Genomic DNA, 17,356 nt, shown 5'->3' with positions numbered 1-17,356 from the left:
GGGCCTCCTCCCTGGGCGTCGTCAGCTCAAGCTGAGACGGTGGGCTGTGCCGGCGCTGAGCCGGACGGTGATCCGTTGGTCGCCGGAGCGGATGACGCGCTCCTGGTCCCGGTCCGCGGTCAGGGTCACGTCCACTCCGTCCGTGGACCAGGCGAGGTCGACCGAGACGCCGCCCCGCGCACGCAGACCGGTCACCCGTCCGGCCGGCCAGTCGATCGGCAGCGCGGGCAGGACCTCGATCTCGCTGGTATGGCTCTGCAGCAACATCTCCGCGATCCCTGCCGTCGCACCGAAGTTGCCGTCGATCTGGAACGGCGGATGCGCGCAGAACAAGTTCGGATAGACACCCGCGCCGCTGCCCACGTAGTCCGTCGAGGTGTCGTCGGCGGGAGCCAGGAACGCGCGCACCAGTCGCTGCGCCGCCGCCGCGTCCCGGAGCCGCGCCCGCAGGTTGATCTTCCACGCCAGCGACCATCCGGTGGCCTGATCACCGCGCAGGTCGAGCGTTCGCGCGGCCGCGGCGGCGAGAGCCGGCGTACTGTCCGGGGTGATCGCGTCGGCGGGATGGAGACCGATCAGGTGTGACATGTGCCGGTGATGCGGGTCCTCCTCCGGCAGGTCCGCGGCCCATTCCTGTAGTTGCCCACGGCCACCGATCGACGGCTCCGGGATCCGCTTGCGGGCCAGCACGAATCGGTCCACGACTGGATCGATCACGCCGAGCAGCCCCGCGGTCTGGGCGCACCGGTCGAACAGGTCCGCGATCAGCGACAGGTCCATCGTCGACGAGATCGTGACCGAAGCGGGCTCGCCGTCGCCGGCCAGGTAGTCGTTCTCGGGTGAGGTCGACGGCGAGGTTCCGAGACTGCCGTCCGGCATTTCCACCAGCCAGTCGAGGCAGAACTCAGCAGCGCCTCGTAGTACCGGCCAGACCCGGCCGAGGAAGTCCAGATCGCCCGTGAACGCGTAGTGCTCCCACAGATGGCGCACCAGCCACGCGCCGGCCATCGGCCAGTTCGACCATCGTGGGTCGCCCTCGACGGGAAGCGTCCAGCACCACGCGTCGGCGTTGTGGTGCGCTGTCCAGCCGGCACAGCCGTAGCGTTCCTCCGCTGTCTGCCGTCCCGCCTCGGCGAGGTGCTCGAGATAGTCGAGCAGGGGCTGGTGACACTCCGGCAGCGCGGTCGTCTCGGCGGGCCAGTAGTTCATCTCGGTGTTGATGTTGACCGTGTAGTTGCTGCTCCAGGGCGGTCGCAGGATGTCGTTCCAGATCCCTTGCAGGGTGGTCGGCAAGCCGCCGGGCCGAGAGCTCGCGATCATCAGATAGCGGCCGTAGTTGAAGACCAGCGCGGCCAAGGCGGGGTCATCACCGTGCTGGGCCAGTCGCAGGTCGGTCGGCAGCGTCGCTGCGTCGGGCAGGCCGCTCAGCTCGAGCGATGCGCGACGTAACAACTTCTGGTGATCCTCGGTGTGATCAGCCGTCAGTTCGCCGTACTCGCGGGCCAGCGCAGCCGCCACCAGGTCGTCTGCGGTCGCCCAGCATTCCTCCGCCGTCCGCGTCGGCACGGTCGACGGGCCGTCGTACCCGGTCGCTGTCGAGAGGATCAGGGTCAGCTCGGTCGCACCGGTCACGCTGAGGCCGGTTTCGTCAGCGTGCACTACGCCATCGGTGCGCGCACGCAGCGCGATCGCTGCGGCCATCCCACGGTCCGTTCCCTCGGAGTACCGGATGGGTTCCGGTACGTCGCGGTGCGGCGGCGCGACATCGGCCGGCGCCTGCAGCAGCAGCCCGATGCCATCGCCGTCGACCTGCGGCCGCGAGCGCAACTGGGAGTCGAGCCGCGCGGCCAGCCCGAGGGCGCCAGGCTTCGACACGGTCATCCGCACCACGAGCACCCCGTCCGGCGCACTCACGAAGACCTCCTGCCGGACGGCCACTCCGCTGACCTCGTACTCCGTCAGCGCCCTCGCGAGGTCGAGATCAAGCTCTCTCCGGTACTCCGCCACGTCATCGGCAACGGGGGTGGAGCCGTCGACCGCGAGGTCGAGCAGCAGGTCGCCGAGTGGCAGGTACGCCTGCGAGTAGCCGGAGTGGAATCCTCCGGCCAGCTCGTGCGCTCGCCGGATGTCACCGGCGGCCAGCGCTGCCCGGACTGCCTGGACGGCGTCCGCGCCGATCGCGCCGACCGGCTTCGAGAGCAGGCGCGCCGTCTCCGGACCGCCTGACCAGCAGGTCTCGTCATTCAGGCCGATCCGGTCGCTGCCGACGCCACCGAAGGCCATCGCCCCGATCCGCCCGTTGCCGAGCGGCAACGCCTCCAGCCAGCTGCGCGCGGGGTGGTCGTAGAACAGGCGGTGCGTCCCAGCCCGGTCCGGGCTCACCAGGTTGCTCATCGAGGAACCCTTCGTCAAGAGGCGATTAATCCCATGATTTTCCCGGATCGTAGCGCTGGACGCGCTCATGATCCATACTGTGGCTCGAAGAATCTGGCGAAACATCCCATCTATAGGAAATTGGCTTGAGGGGGTCCCATGCCACGCATCACGTCCGTGCAGGTCACCGACGTCCGCTTCCCCACCTCGCTGACCCAGGACGGCTCGGACGCGATGAACAAGGACGGCGACTACTCGGCCGCCTACGTCGTCCTGCACACCGACGACGAGGAACTTCGCGGCTACGGGTTCACGTTCACCATCGGTCGCGGCAACGACCTGTGCGTCGCCGCCGCGCAGCAGCGCGGGATCCCGCTGGTCGGACGCGACGTCGACGAACTCTGCGCCGACCTCGGCGCCATCTACCGTGAGTTGCAGTCCGACAGCCAGCTGCGCTGGCTAGGTCCGGACAAGGGCGTCATCCATCTCGCTCTCGCCGCCGTCATGAACGCAGTCTGGGACCTCGCGGCCCGGCGAGCCGGCCTGCCGCTGTGGCGGCTGCTGTCCGAGATGTCACCGGAGGAGCTGGTCGCCGCCGCGGATCTGCGCTATCTGTCCGACGTCTTCAGCCCCGAGCAGGCGATCGCGCTGCTGGCCGGCCGCGAAGGGGGCCGTAAGCAACGAGTCGACGAGATCGCGGCCACCGGGTACCCGTGCTACACCACCTCCGCGGGGTGGCTCGGGTACTCCGACGCCAAGCTGCGCAGGCTCTGCGAGGAAGCGGTTGCCGCCGGCTACCACCACGTCAAGCTGAAGGTCGGCGCCAACCTCGACGACGACATCCGGCGCTGCGGCATCGCCCGGGAGGTGCTCGGGCCGGACGGAAAGCTGATGATCGACGCGAACCAGGTCTGGGACGTGCCACAGGCGATCGACTGGGTGCTCGCGCTGGCCGAGTTCGAGCCGCTCTGGATCGAGGAACCGACCAGCCCGGACGACATCCTCGGCCACGCGGCGATCCGGAAGGCCGTCGCGCCGATCGGGGTCGCGACCGGCGAGCACGGGATGAACCGGGTGCTGTTCAAGCAGCTGATGCAGGCCGAAGCGATCGACTACTGCCAGCTCGACGCGGCCCGGCTGGGCAGCATCAACGAGATCCTCGCGGTCTATCTGCTGGCCGCCTGGTACGACGTACCGGTGTGTCCGCACGCCGGCGGTGTCGGGCTGTGTGAACTCGTCCAGCACCTGGCGATCTTCGACTACGTAGCGGTCGCGGCGACCCTCGAGGGGCGGGTGACGGAGTACGTCGACCACTTGCACGAGCACTTCGTCGACCCGTGCGTCGTCCGTGACGGGGCTTACGTCCTGCCGACGGCGGCCGGATACAGTGCCGAGATGCACGGTGACTCGGTCGACACCTATACCTACCCGACCGGCCGGTACTGGGCAGCGCGGTTCGCCGCGGAGCCGGCGTCGTGACGTCTCAGACGGACGTCGTCGTCCAGGGCATCCGGGACCTGATCATCGAGGGCAGGCTCCGGCCCGGCGATCGGTTGCCGGTCGAGAAGGATCTCGCCGAAGCGCTCGGCGTGTCCAGGAACCCGCTGCGGGAGGGGGTTCGCGCGCTGTCGGCGATGGGCGTGCTGGAGACCCGGCGAGGTGACGGGACCTATGTCACCACCCTGGACTCCTCGTTGCTGCTGGCGCCGATGGGCCTGGTCGTCGACCTGCACGATCGCAGCGGCGCACACCATCTGCACGCCGTCCGCCGGATCCTGGAGACCGAGGCGGCCGGCCTGGCGGCCCAGTCGATCGGCCCGGACGAACTGGCCGCCGCCGACCTCATCCTCGGCCGGATCGAGGCCGAGCTCACGAACGGCGAACCTGATCACGAGGCGATCATCGACGGCGACATCGCCTTCCACCTGGTCGTCGCCAAAGCCGCCGGCAACCCGATCCTCGCGGCGCTGATCGAGGCACTCGGCGGCCGGACCAGCCGGGACCGGTTGTGGCGCTCGATCAGCCAGCACGGCGCGGACGAGGCCACCCACACCGAACACCGCTCCATCCTGGCCGCGCTGACCGCGCACGACTCCGACCGCGCCCGCACGTACATGGCCGCCCACCTCTTCGCCGTCGAGGACTATCTCCATCAACGCCCGCCCAGCGAGGATCCGCTCCCCGAGTGATGACGCCGGTGCCGTCATCCGCCGGGAAACGGGTGGCGGATGACAGAATCCAGCCCAGGCGAAGATCGGAGAGGTGAACGTGGTCAAGGGTTCGGACGTCGAGCACGCGCCGGTGGCCTCGTCGTCGGCCCGGCGGCATCCGAGTCTGGCCGATGTCGCCGTGCTCGCCGGGGTGTCCCATATGACGGTGTCCCGGGTGATCAACGACAGCGACCTGGTCCGGCCGACGACGCGCGAGCGGGTGCAGGCCGCGATCCAGAGCCTCGGGTACCGGCCGAACACCGCCGCCAGAGCCTTGGTCACCGGGCGGACCGGCACGCTCGGAGTAGTGACGCTGGACTCCACCCTGTACGGACCGGCCAGCACCCTCTACGGCATCGAACGGGCGGCGCGGGATGCCGGTTTCGCGATCACCGTGGCGAGCGTCAGCCGGCCGGGCGGACAGTCCATCGCGGAGGCGGTCGAGTCCCTGCAACGCCAGGCGGTCGAAGGCATCGTCGTGATCGCACCCCACGTCACGACGGCCAAGGCCTTGGAGTTCGCGCCGCACGGCGTACCGCTCGTCGCAGTCGGCGGCGCGGCACCCCCGGTACCGACCGTCTCGGTCGATCAGTACGACGGAGCCCGCCTCGCGACCGAGCACCTGCTGTCGCTCGGTCACAAGACGGTCTGGCATGTCGGCGGACCGGCGGACTGGCTCGAGGCGGCCGAACGCGAGCGTGGCTGGCGGGAGACGCTCGAGGCCCACCACGTCCGCCGGCCCCGGCTGACCCGGGGCGACTGGAGCCCGCGGTCGGGGTACGAGGCCGGTAAGTCGCTGGCCAAGGAACCCAGCCTGAGCGCCGTGTTCGTCGCCAACGACCAGATGGCGCTCGGCCTGCTGCGGGCGTTTGCCGAGGCCGGGATCTCGGTACCCGGCGATGTCCAGGTGGTCGGCTTCGACGACATCCCGGAGGCCGAGTTCTTCAACCCGCCGCTGACCACCGTCCGACAGGACTTCGGTGAGGTTGGCCGGCGGACCTTTCACCTGCTGTCCGAACAGATGAGCGGCGGGAAGCCGAGCAGTGAGCAGATCCCCGCCACCTTGGTCGTGCGGCAGAGCACCGGCGCTGCCTGATCGCCGTCAGGTCTGCCTTCTGGTCAGCAGGCGCTGGACCACCACGAAGATCAGCAGCAGCGCTCCGATGGAGATCTTCGTCCACCAGGAACTCAGCGTGCCGTCGAACGAGATGAAGGTCTGGATGGTGCCGAGCAGCAGCACCCCGACCATCGTCCCCAGCACCAGGCCGCGGCCACCGGTCAGCAGCGTCCCGCCGATCACCACCGCCGCGATCGCGTCGAGCTCCATCCCGACGGCGTGCAAGCTGTACCCCGACAGGGTGTAGGCCGCGAAGAGCAGCCCGGCCAGCGCCGAGCAGAGCCCGCTGATCGTGTACACGCCGACCTTGACCAGAGCGACCCGCAACCCCATCAGATGCGCGGAGCTCTCGCTGCCACCGACGGCGTAGACCGTGCGCCCGAAGCGGGTCAGGTGCAGCACCCACGCGCCGATCGCGAACACCACCAGCGCCACCACGACGCTCGGGGTGACGTGGTAGCCGCCCGGCAGCGGGACGGTCCCCTGAGCGAATCTGGTCAGGCCGGGATCGCGGATCGGAATCGACTCGACGCTGATCAGGTAGCAGAGCCCACGAGCCAGGAACATCCCGGCCAGGGTCGCGATGAACGGCTGCACGTCGAAGTAGTGGATGACCAGGCCCATCAACGTCCCGAGCAGCGTCCCGGACACCAGGACGGCGACGACGGTGGCCGCCACCGGCCAGCCCGACTCGAGCGTCGACGCCGCGATCATCGTCGACAGGGCGACCACCGAGCCGACGCTCAGATCGATGCCGCCGGCAAGGATCACGAACGTCATCCCGAGCCCCAGCACCAGCAGGAAGGCGTTGTCGACGAACAGGTTCAGGATCACCTGGGGATCCGCGAAACCCTGGTAGCGCAGCGATCCGGCGCCGAAGATCCCGATCAGCAGCGCGATCGCCGCCGCGACCGGCAGATAACGGCGCGGCGGACTGTACCGGCGGATCCGGGCCGCCACCGCGGGCGACAGGGCCGACGCGCTCATGCTGTCTCCGTCCGAACGGTGGGGGTGGCCCGGCGGGGCCGGCGGCTGCGCAGCGCGGCCCGCGCCTTCGGTGACTGCAGCAGGCAGACCACGATCACGACGACCGCCTTGAAGAGATAGTTGGCCTCGGCCGGGATCCCGATGGTCGGGATCGTGGTGGCCAGGGTCTGGATGAACATCGCGCCGATCAGCGTCCCGGTCAGCGAGAACTTTCCGCCCGCCAGCGAGGTGCCGCCGATCACGACGGCCAGGATCGCGTCCAGCTCGATCCACAGGCCGGCGTTGTTCGCGTCCGCCGCACTCGTGTTCGACGCGATCATCAGCCCGGCGACACCGGCACAGAAGGCGCTGAACACGTAGACGGTCCAGGTGATCGTCCGGGCGTGGATCCCGGCCAGCCGGCTGGCCTCCGGGTTGATGCCGACCGACTCGATCAACAGGCCCAGCGCGGTCCGCCGGGCCAGGACCGCGGTCAGCGCGAAGACCGCGAGCGCGATCAGGATGGCCACCGGCAGCGTCGCGACGAAGCCCGCTCCGATCACCTTGAACCCCGGGCTGACGACCGTGGTGATCTGGCCGTCCGTGATCAGCATGGCCAGTCCGCGGCCGGCCGTCATCAGCACCAGGGTGGCGATGATCGGCTGGATCCCGATCACCGAGACCAGAAGCCCGTTCCACAACCCGAGCAGCACGCAGACGCCGACCGCCATCGCGACCGCGGTGAGCAGCGTCGAGGTTGCCGCCTGCTGCGACGAGCCCGCTATGTACACACAGGCCACGGCGCCTGAGATCGCGGCCACCGCACCCACCGAGAGGTCGATCCCCCGGGTGGCGATCACCAGCGTCATCCCCAGCGCCACCAGCAACACCGGAGCCCCGTTGCGGAGGATGTCGATCAGGCTGCCGTACAGATGACCGTCCTGGATCCGTACCGACAGGAACGACGGAGTCACCGCCGTGTTGAGGGCGAGCAGCAGTACCAGGGCCAGCGTCGGCCAGAACAGTGGCCGGCGGACTAGGTCACGCATCGGGGTTCCCTTCGGCTGTCGTCGTACCGCCGGCCGCGATGAGTTCGAGGATCCCGGCCACCGTGACGGTGTCGTCGTTGGGCCGGTCCGCGATCTTCGCCCGGTCCCGCATCACCAGCACCCGGTGGCTGAGCCGGAGTACCTCCTCGAGCTCGGCGGAGATGAAGACGACGGACAGTCCGTCGGCGGCGAGTTTCGCGACGAGTTGCTGGATCTGCGTCTTGGCGCCGATGTCGATCCCGCGGGTCGGCTCGTCCAGGATCAGCAGCTCCGGCTCGGTGATCAGCCAGCGGGCCAGCAGGACCTTCTGCTGGTTGCCACCCGACAGGTTGCGCATCAGCGCGGCCGGGTCGGGAGGCCGGATGTCCAGCGCCTTGATGTACTCCGCGACCAGCCGCTCGCGGGTCCGGACCGGTACCGGCCGGAGCCAGCCCCGGGAAGCCTGCAGGGTGAGCAGCAGGTTGTCCGCGACGGTCAGGTCCTCCACCACGCCTTCCGCGCGACGGTTCTCACTGGAGAACGCGATCTTGGCGCCGATGGCGTTCCGCGGCGTACGGAACCTCCGCCGCGTACCCCGTACGTCGATCGAGCCGGTGTCCGCGGTGTCCGCTCCGAAGAGCAGCCGGGCGAGTTCGGTTCGCCCCGACCCCAGCAGGCCGGCGATACCGATCACCTGACCGTCGTAGATCTCCAGGTCGACGGCTTGCAGGCTGCCGCGGCGGCCCAGACCCAGTACCTTCACCAGCGGTACCCGGTCTTCCGGCACATCGGCCGACGCGTGCTGTTCGAGTTTCTCCAGCGTCTCCAGTTCGCGACCGATCATCGCCTCGACCAGGTCGAACTGGCTGACGCTCCCGGTCGGGTACTCCCCCACCAGCTTGCCGTTGCGCAGTACGGTCATCCGGTCGGAGATCTCGAACACCTGGTCCAGGAAGTGCGAGACGAACAGGATCGCCACGCCCTGGTCGCGCAGCGTCCGCATCACCGCGAACAGCTTCGCCACCTCGTCCGCGTCGAGGCTCGAGGTGGGCTCGTCGAGGATCAGCACCCGGGCGTCGAGGTCGAGCGCCCGCCCGATCGCGACCAGCTGCTGGATCGCGATCGGGTGCTCGCCCAGCGTCGACCCCGGATCGATCGCCAGGCCGAGCCGGTCCAGGATCGACCCTGCCCGGGCCCGCATCGCCTTGCCGTCGATCCGGCCGAACCGCCGCGGTTCGCGGCCGAGCAGCATGTTCTCCGCGACCGTCAGGTTCGTGCACAGGTTGACCTCCTGGTACACGGTGCTGATCCCGGCGGCCTGCGAGTCGGCCGGTGAGCTGAACAGATGCTCCTCACCGGCCATCAGCACCGTGCCCTCGTCGATCGCGTAGACCCCGGTCAGGGCCTTGATCAGGGTCGACTTGCCTGCCCCGTTCTCACCCATCAGGGCGTGAATCTCACCGGGGAGCAGCCGGAAGTCGACGTCCTGGAGTGCTTTGACACCGGGAAAGCCGATGCTGATCCCGCGCATCTCGACCACCGGCGGGGTGAGCGCCGTCGATGGGGCGGGAGTGATCGCCTGGGTCATCGCCGGATCAGTACTGCCGTGCGGACAGCGCCGTCTTCGCGGCTGCCTGGTCGAAGACCGTCTCCTCGGTGAGTACCCGCGCCGGGACTTCCTCCCCGGCCACGACCTTCTTCGCGATACCCATCAGTTGCGGGCCGAGCAGCGGGTTGCACTCGACGATGTAGTTGATCTTCCCGTCCGCCAGCGCTGTCATTCCGTCCTTGACGGCGTCGATGGTGATGATCTGTACATCCTTGCCGGGCTTGAGACCGGCGGCCTCGATCGCCTCGATCGCGCCCAGGCCCATGTCGTCGTTGTGCGCGAACACCACGTCGATGCCCTTCTGCGACTTCAGGAACGACTCCATCACCTTCTTGCCGCCGTCCCGGGTGAAGTCACCGGTCTGCGAGGCGGCGATGGCGATCTTCGGGTTGGCCTTCATCGCCTCCTCGAAGCCCTCCTTGCGGTCGATGGCCGGCGCGGCGCCCGTGGTCCCCTGCAGCTCCACCACCTTGATCGAGCCGTCGTGGTTCACGTCCGCGGCGTCGCCCTCCTTCACCAGCCACTCGCCGGCCTTCTTGCCCTCCACGACGAAGTCGGAGCCGAGGAAGCTCTTGTAGAGCGAGGTGTCCTTGGAGTCGACCGCGCGGTCGGTGAGGATGACCGGGATGTTGGCGCGCTTGGCCTCCATCAGCACGGTGTCCCAGCCGGTCTCGACCACCGGACTGAAGGCGATCACGTCCACCTTCTGCTGGATGAACGACCTGATCGACTTGATCTGGTTCTCCTGCTTCTGCTGCGCGTCGGAGAACTTCAGCTCGATCCCCGCGGCCTTGGCCGCCTCCTGGACCGACTTCGTGTTCGCCGTCCGCCAGCCGCTCTCCGCGCCGACCTGGGCGAAGCCCATGGTCAAGCTGTCGCCGCTCGCCGCCTTCGACTCGGGTTTGTCGTCCCCGCACCCCACCAGGCCCCCGACGAGCACCAGCCCCGTCGCCACGGCCATCAGTCTCTTCATCACGGCAGTTCCTCCATCCAGCGCTGTTTGCGCTGAATGTTAGCGCTAACTTCCAGCACGTCAACAGCTCCCGACGCCGAATTGTTAGCGCACACATTTATCGGCCGAGGTCTTGCCGGGAGTTTTTCTGAGGGTTAGCTTAACCACCACTCAAACCCAAGGAGGACTGTGTGATGGCGATCGACAGGACGCGTCTGACGCGTCGCGGTTTTCTCGGCCTGGGCGCGGCCGCCGGCGTGATCACGCTCACCGCCTGCGGTTCGAACAGTGACAAGACTTCGGGCAGCTCCACCGCCGCCGACCTGGTGATGACGGTGTGGGGCGGGGAGAACGACAAGACGACGTACCAGCAGCGGATCGACCTGCTGGTCAAGAAGTACCCCGAGCTGAAGGTGAAGCTGCAGCTGATCCCGAACGACGGGTACGCGCAGAAGGTGCAGACGATGATTGCCGGCGGCAAGGGCCCGGACATCATGCAGGTGGCCGAGAGCGTCAACGTCTACTCGAGCAAGAACCAGATCCAGCCGCTGGACGAGCTGGCCAAGAAGGCCGGGCTCGACCTGGAGAAGCGGTTCGGGTCGATCGGCAAGCTGTACTCGTACCAGGACAAGGTCTACGCGATCCCGGACCGGTCCGGCGCGATGATCGTGTACTACAACAAGGGCCTGTTCGATGCCAAGGGCATCAAAGCCCCGACGGCCGACTGGACCTGGGACGAGACCCTGGCCGCGTTCAAGGAGCTCACCGTCCCCGGCAAGCAGTGGGGCTACTCCGGTGGCGGCTGGTGGGCCCAGTGGTGGAGCTTCGTCTACCAGAACGGCGGCAAGATCATCGACGACGCGGGCAAGCCGTCGGTGGCCACCGACGAGGTGATCGACGCGCTGCAGTGGACCGGTGACCTGGTCTTCAAGCACGGCGTCGTCCCGACCAAGAAGCAGTACGCCGACATGGGCGCGGACGTCGGTGGCGACGGCGCGTTCGCGAACGGCAAGGTCGCGGTCAACACCACCGGCTTCTGGGGGATCAGCGGCCTGACGAAGAGCAAGATCGAGTGGGACATCGCGCCGCTGTGGCGGGGCAAGGACCAGGCGGTGACCGCGTTCGGCAGCGGGCTGGCCATCTCCCGGACGGCGAAGAACCCCGACGCCGCGTTCAAGGCGATCGACTTCCTCACCTCGACCGAGGCGCAGCAGAAGATCATCGCCACCGGGCAGGACGTGCCGGCCAGCCTCGAGGTGCAGAAGAGCGACGCGTTCCTCAAGCCTGCCTGGATGACCAAGCCGGTGAACATGGACGTCTTCGCCGAGTCCAGCGCGTTCGTCTACCGGGCCCCGTTCATCCCCGCCTGGAACGAGATGCAGAAGGCGTTCGACGACGGGCTGGCCGACTTCTGGCTGGGCAAGAAGGACGCCCGGACCTCGCTGACCGCGATCCAGCAGCGGCTCGAGTCCATCATCAAGCCCGCGGGTTAGGCGATGTCGAGGCTCCGGCGCCGGGAGGCGCTGTGGTTCTACCTGTTCGCCTCGCCGTGGGTGATCGGTTTCGTCGTGTTCCTGCTCGGCCCGATGATCGCGTCGATCTACTTCTCGCTGACGGACTGGGACTCCTTCACCCCGCCCAAGTGGGTCGGGCTGGACAACTACGTGCGGCTGCTGACCGACGATCCCGTCTTCTGGAAGGCGTTGTGGAACACCTTCTACTACGCGGCGATCTCGGTCCCGCTCGGACTGGTGCTCGGCCTGTGGCTGGCGAACCTGCTGAACAAGGGAATCCGGCTGCGCAAGCTGTTCCGGACGCTGATCTACCTGCCCACCCTGGTGCCGCTGGTGGCCACCGCGATGATCTTCAAGATGGTGCTCGCCCCGTCGGGCCCGCTGAACGATCTGCTGGGGATCTTCGGCATCCCCGGACCGTCGTGGCTGCTGGAGGCGGTCTGGGTGAAACCGGCGCTGATCCTGCTGTCGGTCTGGGGAGCCGGCGCGGCGACCGTACTGTTGCTGGCGGCAATGAAAGGCATTCCCCGTGAGCTGTACGAGGCGGCCGAGGTGGACGGCGCCAGTCCGGTCCGGCAGTTCTGGAGCATCACCGTCCCGCAGCTGACCCCGATCATCTTCTTCAACCTGATCATGGGCCTGATCGGTGCGTTCCAGGTGTTCTCCCAGGTGTACATCCTGACCAAGGGCGGCCCGGACAACGCCAGCCAGACGATGGTGCCGTTGCTGTTCAACGAGGCGTTCTCCTACTACCACCTGGGCTACGCGTCGGCGATCTCCTGGCTGCTGTTCGCGGTGATCCTGGTGTTCACCCTGATCGCCTTCCGCAGCGCCCGGCGCTGGGTGTTCTACGAGACCGAGGTGAAGTGATGGCCACCGCTGTTTCCACCGCCGCCGCCACGCGGCAAGTGCGCAGTACCGAACGGACCGTCGGCGCCAAGCGGTCGACGCCGTTCAGCTATGCGACCCTGATCATCGTCTCGGCGGTGCTCTGCGTGCCGCTGGTGTTCGTGGTGTCGATCGCGCTGTCGAGCGACCAGACCGTCAACGCGAACACCTTCACGATCATCCCGCGCGAGTTCCACTGGGAGAACTTCACCCGGGTGTTCGGCACCGAGCTGCCGATGCAGCGGTTCCTGCTGAACTCGGTGATCATCTCGGCCGGCGCCGTGGTCGGTCAGGTGCTGTCCAGCGGGCTGGTCGGTTACGCGTTCGCCCGGCTGCGCGCACCCGGCAAGAACGCGATGTTCATCGTCGTCATCGCGACCATGATGATCCCCTCGCAGATCACGATGATCCCGCAGTTCATCCTGTTCAAGGACCTCGGCTGGGTGAACACCTACCTGCCGCTGATCGTGCCGAACTTCTTCTCGAACGCGTTCAACGTCTTCCTGGTCCGGCAGTTCGTCTCCCGGCTGCCGAGCGAGATCGACGAGGCGGCGATGGTGGACGGGCTCGGCTTCTTCGGCATCTACCGCCGGATCATGCTGCCGATGCTCAGCCCGGTGCTGATCGCGATCGCGATCTTCACGCTGACGGCGACCTGGGGTGACTTCATGGGCCCGCTGATCTATCTGAACGACGAGTCCAAGATGCCGCTGGCGCTCGGCGTGCAGTACATCACCAGTACGTCGCAGGCGCTGCAGGCTCCACCGTGGAACCTGGTGATGGTCGGCTCGATCCTGCTGACGCTGCCGATGATCCTGGTCTACTACCTCGGCCAGCGGTACCTGTACGAGATGGACATCAGCGGCGGAAGTGCGGGGGTCAAGTGACCATTGTCAGTACCGGTGTCGAGCTGGATGCCGCCGGCATCCGGATCGACGGCCGTCCGAAGCTGCTGCTCTGCGCGTCGCTGTTCTACTTCCGGCTGCCGCGCGAGCAGTGGCGGGCCCGCCTCGAGCAAGTCCGGGCGTCGGGCTACACCTGTGTCGACGTCTACCTGCCGTGGAACCATCATGAGCTCTCCCCCGGCCGGTGGTCGTTCGACGGCCGACGCGATGTCGCGGCCTTCCTGGACCTGGCGCACGAGGTCGGCCTGTCCGTCATCGCCCGGCCCGGGCCGTACATCTGTTCGGAGTGGGACGGCGGCGCGCTGCCGGCCTGGCTGGGCCTCGATCCCGAGGTACGGGTTCGTCAGAACGAGCCGCGGTACCTCGCCCAGGTGGCGGCGTGGTTCGACCAGGCACTCCCGATTCTCGCCGAGCGCCAGCATCCGGCCGGTCCGGTCATCATGGTCCAGCTGGAGAACGAGCTGGACTTCTTCGACTGCGCGGACCGTACCGGCTATCTGACCGCCCTGCGCGACCAGGCGATCGATCACGGCATCACCGTGCCGTTGATCGCCTGTGCCGGGCAGGGCGACATCGCCGGCGCCACCGGTGACGTCCCCGGCATTGTTGCCGCATGCAACTTCTATCCCGACGACGGCTCACCGCACATCGAGGAGGAGGTACGGCGTTATGCCGAGCTGCTCGCCGATCGCGGTCTCCCGTTGCTCGTCACCGAGACCAACCGGCGGCACCGGACGCTGAGGCGGCTGCTGGCGAGTGGAGCGTCGTTGATCGCGCCCTACCTGCAGTCGTCCGGCTGGAACTTCGGCTACACCCCGTCGACCGGCAACTGGGGTGACCCGGCCAACTTCATGAGTCATGACTACGACTTCGGTGGTTATGTCTCACCGACCGGGCAGGAGCGGCCGGAGTACGCCGAAGCGCAGGTGCTCGCTCATGTGCTGACCGCGCTGGGATCACGGCTGGCGCTGGCCACCTCGACGGTGCCGCGCTCAGAGGTGACGGCCGACTTCCCCACCAGCTCGTCGCTGTCGGCTCTCGACCTGCACGGTGGCGGCCAGCTGATCGCCGTACCGAATCTCGGGGACTCTCCCGGTCGTGCGGTCGTCGGCGGAGTCTCCGTCGCGGTCGCCGGCGACTCGTGTCCGCTGATGCTGGTCGATCTGCCCTTGCGGGGCAGGACGTTGAGGCTCGCGTCGGCAGACCTGATCGCGATGACCGACACCGCACTTGTGTTCTCCTCGGCCGTACCGGTGACCGTCGTCATCGGCCGGACGCAGGTCGAGATCCCCGCGACCGCCGGGCGCGCCGAGCACCAGGTCGTCGACGGGATCACTCTCGTCGTACTGACTCCGGCGGAGGCCGCTCGATTCGAGTCTGTACGCCCGGACGGCACCGTCGAGCTGGCCGGCGTACCGGACGAAGCCGTTCTCGGGTCATCGACGGAAGTGCGGGCCGTCCGGCGGCGAGTGGGGACGGCTCGCGCGAAAGCGGCCGGCACCCATCGGCTGCCGCCGTCGCTGGAATCGCTGGGCGCCTACCGGGGTCGCGGAACGTACTCCGCGACCGCGAACCTGACCGGCGTCGACGAACTCCTGCTGGTCGGTGCGTCCGATCTCGTGGACCTGTCGATCGCCGGAGTGGTGCAGCCCACGATCGCCGGTTTCGGCGCGGCCCAGCGGCTCGACGTACGCGCCGTGCAAGGTACGGCCGACCTCGAGGCGACGGTCGAGATCTGGGGCCACGCCAACTTCGACGACCCGAGGCTGCCGGCGCTCCGGCTGGGTGCGCTGCGGGGCCTCGGCCGGCTGTGGAAGGTCCGAGGCGTTCAGGACCTCGCCGCTTCGTGGACAGTGCAGGGTCACTGGGCGGGCGAGCCGGCGCCGCTGCGGTCGCTCGGCGGCTGGAGCAGCACGCGCGTCGGAGTACCGATCACCTATACACATCGTCTCGAGTTGACCACCACATCCGCCCTTCATCTGAGCGGCGTCGACCAGCCGGTGCTGGTGAGAGTCGACGGAGGCGAGCCGGTCACCGTCCATCGGGAGAACCCGTGGGTGATGCTGCCCGCGGCCTTCGTCAGCGAGGTCTCGGTCACGCTGATCCATCATCCCAGTGGCGCCGGGCTGCACGCGGAGTTGCTCAGCCTCGCGCCGGTGACGGACTGGACCTGCGCGGTCCAGAACGACGAACTGCTGACCGACTTCGCCATCCACGAGGCCGAGACCACAGACCTCGAACTGCCGCTGACACTCGAACCAGGTCAAGAGGTCTGGCTCGATCTCGACCTGCCTGCCAGCGACGAAGGGCGGCTGCTGAGACTCGACGGTACGCAGGTACGGGTGACCGCCTGGGCCGGTGGGGAGTGCCTCGGCCGGATCTGGACCGGTGACCGGGCGAGGTTCTCCGGTGGCGACCCGGACGTGTTGTGGCTGCCCGCGGGATGGTCCGGCCTGACCCTGTTGGTGCGGGGCCTCGCGGGTTCCGGTACTCCGGTACTTCGTACGCTTCGGCTAGGTGCATCCACCAGCAGAGGGGGCCGAGGTGCCGCGGCAGACGTCACGTGATCTTCGCAACGAGAGCCGGTTCGAGGTTCTGCACGCCTTGTTCGAGCTGGGTCCGTCCACCCGGCAGGAGATCGCCCGGCACACCGGACTCAGTACTGCGACCGTGGCCACCCTGGTCACCGAGTTCCTGTCCGAAGGCGTGCTGCGGATCGCCACGATGGAACGCCGGACCGTCGGCCGGCCGTACGAGCGGCTGGCGATCGACCCGGATCGCGGCCGCATCGTCGGTGTCGATGTCGCCGAGACCTATGTGGCGGCCACCGTCTTCGACATCGCCCTCACCCCGGTCAGCCATGGCGAGGTGACGCTGGACGAGCACGAGAACAGTCAGGCCTACGTCGTGGACGGCATCGTCCGGGCGCTGGACGCGGCGATCGGAACCGGTGACCGGGACCGGATCCTCGGCGCCGGCGTCAGCATGCCCGGCCAGGTCAGTCCGGCGGCCGGTGTCTCGGTCTTCGCGCCGAACTGGGACTGGCACGACGTCGAGATCGAGGAGCTGCTCGCGCAGAGCCTGCGGATCCCGGTGAACGTCGACAACCCGCTGAAGGCGGTCACCCTGTCCGAGATGTGGTTCGGCGTCGGGCGGGTGACCGAGAGCATGGCCGTGGTCAACCTCGGCACCGGTGTCGGCGCGGGGATCGCCATCGACGGAGCCCTGATCCGCGGCGCGAACAACAACGCCGGCGAGTGGGGGCACACGCTGCTCCAGCTGGACGGCCGGCGGTGCCGCTGCGGCCGGCGCGGCTGCGTCGAGGCGTACCTCGGTGTGCACGGCATCGAGACCTCGCTCGCGGAGATCGACCCAGCCCATCCCGCGCTGCGCCAGCCACTGCAACGTGGCTTCGTCGAGGCGGTGGCCGACGGTCTCGCGACCGGCGACCCGGTCCTGGCCGAGCTGGCCAAGCGGACCTCCCACTACCTGGCGGCCGCTCTCGGCGACCTCGTCAACCTGCTCGACATTCCGTACATCACCCTGACCGGCTGGACCTCGGCCGCGCTGGCGGAGTGGCTCGTACCGGCCGTCCGCGCGGAGTTGCCGGATCACGTTCTGCCCGGCTCGCTGCCGAACCTCACCGTCGAGGCATCCCGCGTTCCCGGCAACCCGGTCGCGCTCGGGATGGCCGCCTTCGCGCTGGAGCACTTCCTCGGTCAACTCGGCCTGGCCAGCCCGGCCAGTACGCCGATCGCCCGCCGCCGCCCCCGCTCGCACTCCTAGGAGAATCC

The 17,356-nt window shown here is 68.2% G+C and carries 13 protein-coding genes; 8 read left to right on the top strand and 5 right to left on the bottom strand.

All coding sequences use genetic code 11. From position 1 onward, the window contains the following. Nucleotides 1–21: 21 nt before the first annotated feature. Entirely contained in the window at nucleotides 22–2,394 is a 2,373-nt protein-coding gene (locus OHA70_RS20915) for a glycoside hydrolase family 95 protein (RefSeq protein ID WP_328320119.1), read from the bottom strand. 138 nt (nucleotides 2,395–2,532) lie between these two features. Between OHA70_RS20915 and OHA70_RS20910 the strand changes: the two genes are divergently transcribed. The 3 genes from OHA70_RS20910 to OHA70_RS20900 all read left to right on the top strand — a co-directional run bounded on the left by OHA70_RS20910 (nucleotide 2,533) and on the right by OHA70_RS20900 (nucleotide 5,679). After that, nucleotides 2,533–3,852, top strand: a complete 1,320-nt coding sequence (locus OHA70_RS20910; RefSeq protein ID WP_328320117.1) for an L-fuconate dehydratase — start codon at nucleotides 2,533–2,535, stop codon at nucleotides 3,850–3,852. Further along, entirely contained in the window at nucleotides 3,849–4,562 is a 714-nt protein-coding gene (locus OHA70_RS20905; RefSeq protein WP_328320115.1) for a FadR/GntR family transcriptional regulator, read from the top strand. The genes OHA70_RS20910 and OHA70_RS20905 overlap by 4 nt, the downstream gene beginning before the upstream one ends. A 73-nt stretch (nucleotides 4,563–4,635) precedes the next feature. Continuing rightward, the gene (locus OHA70_RS20900; RefSeq protein WP_328320113.1) at nucleotides 4,636–5,679 is read left to right on the top strand and encodes a LacI family DNA-binding transcriptional regulator; all 1,044 of its coding nucleotides are present in this window, start codon (nucleotides 4,636–4,638) and stop codon (nucleotides 5,677–5,679) included. A 6-nt stretch (nucleotides 5,680–5,685) separates the two neighbouring features. On the opposite strand, the gene yjfF is transcribed toward OHA70_RS20900, so the two are convergent. From yjfF to OHA70_RS20880, 4 genes are read right to left on the bottom strand one after another with little or no spacing between them, the layout of a single operon-like run. Further along, nucleotides 5,686–6,687, bottom strand: a complete 1,002-nt coding sequence (gene yjfF / locus OHA70_RS20895; RefSeq protein WP_328320111.1) for a galactofuranose ABC transporter, permease protein YjfF — start codon at nucleotides 6,685–6,687, stop codon at nucleotides 5,686–5,688. Next, nucleotides 6,684–7,715 (bottom strand): ABC transporter permease, encoded by a 1,032-nt coding sequence (locus OHA70_RS20890; RefSeq protein ID WP_328320109.1) that lies wholly within the window; start codon nucleotides 7,713–7,715, stop codon nucleotides 6,684–6,686. The genes yjfF and OHA70_RS20890 overlap by 4 nt, the downstream gene beginning before the upstream one ends. After that, nucleotides 7,708–9,282, bottom strand: a complete 1,575-nt coding sequence (locus OHA70_RS20885; RefSeq protein WP_328320107.1) for a sugar ABC transporter ATP-binding protein — start codon at nucleotides 9,280–9,282, stop codon at nucleotides 7,708–7,710. The genes OHA70_RS20890 and OHA70_RS20885 overlap by 8 nt, the downstream gene beginning before the upstream one ends. 7 nt (nucleotides 9,283–9,289) lie before the next feature. Continuing rightward, nucleotides 9,290–10,276, bottom strand: a complete 987-nt coding sequence (locus tag OHA70_RS20880) for an ABC transporter substrate-binding protein (RefSeq protein ID WP_328320105.1) — start codon at nucleotides 10,274–10,276, stop codon at nucleotides 9,290–9,292. A 173-nt stretch (nucleotides 10,277–10,449) separates the two neighbouring features. Here OHA70_RS20880 and OHA70_RS20875 point away from each other — a divergent pair, with 173 nt between their 5' ends. The 5 genes from OHA70_RS20875 to OHA70_RS20855 are packed head-to-tail and all read left to right on the top strand — an operon-like array spanning nucleotide 10,450 to nucleotide 17,348. Continuing rightward, the gene (locus tag OHA70_RS20875) at nucleotides 10,450–11,748 is read left to right on the top strand and encodes a sugar ABC transporter substrate-binding protein (RefSeq protein WP_328320103.1); all 1,299 of its coding nucleotides are present in this window, start codon (nucleotides 10,450–10,452) and stop codon (nucleotides 11,746–11,748) included. Between the two features lie 3 nt (nucleotides 11,749–11,751). Continuing rightward, nucleotides 11,752–12,639: a carbohydrate ABC transporter permease gene (locus OHA70_RS20870; protein WP_328320101.1), complete on the top strand. Its 888-nt coding sequence runs from the start codon at nucleotides 11,752–11,754 to the stop codon at nucleotides 12,637–12,639. Continuing rightward, on the top strand, nucleotides 12,639–13,544 hold the full coding sequence (locus OHA70_RS20865) for a carbohydrate ABC transporter permease (RefSeq protein ID WP_328320099.1): 906 nt from the start codon (nucleotides 12,639–12,641) through the stop codon (nucleotides 13,542–13,544). Before OHA70_RS20870 ends, OHA70_RS20865 begins: the two co-directional genes overlap by 1 nt. Continuing rightward, complete coding sequence (locus OHA70_RS20860; RefSeq protein ID WP_328320097.1) at nucleotides 13,541–16,129, top strand: beta-galactosidase; 2,589 nt, start codon at nucleotides 13,541–13,543, stop codon at nucleotides 16,127–16,129. The genes OHA70_RS20865 and OHA70_RS20860 overlap by 4 nt, the downstream gene beginning before the upstream one ends. Then, entirely contained in the window at nucleotides 16,080–17,348 is a 1,269-nt protein-coding gene (locus OHA70_RS20855; protein ID WP_328320095.1) for an ROK family transcriptional regulator, read from the top strand. Before OHA70_RS20860 ends, OHA70_RS20855 begins: the two co-directional genes overlap by 50 nt. Nucleotides 17,349–17,356 lie beyond the last annotated feature (8 nt).

The sequence above is a fragment of the Kribbella sp. NBC_00382 genome, assembly GCF_036067295.1.
In the GTDB taxonomy this organism is placed as follows: domain Bacteria; phylum Actinomycetota; class Actinomycetes; order Propionibacteriales; family Kribbellaceae; genus Kribbella.
The sequence above is the reverse complement of the archived record's forward strand: the minus strand, read 5'-3'. Positions and strand labels throughout refer to the sequence as shown.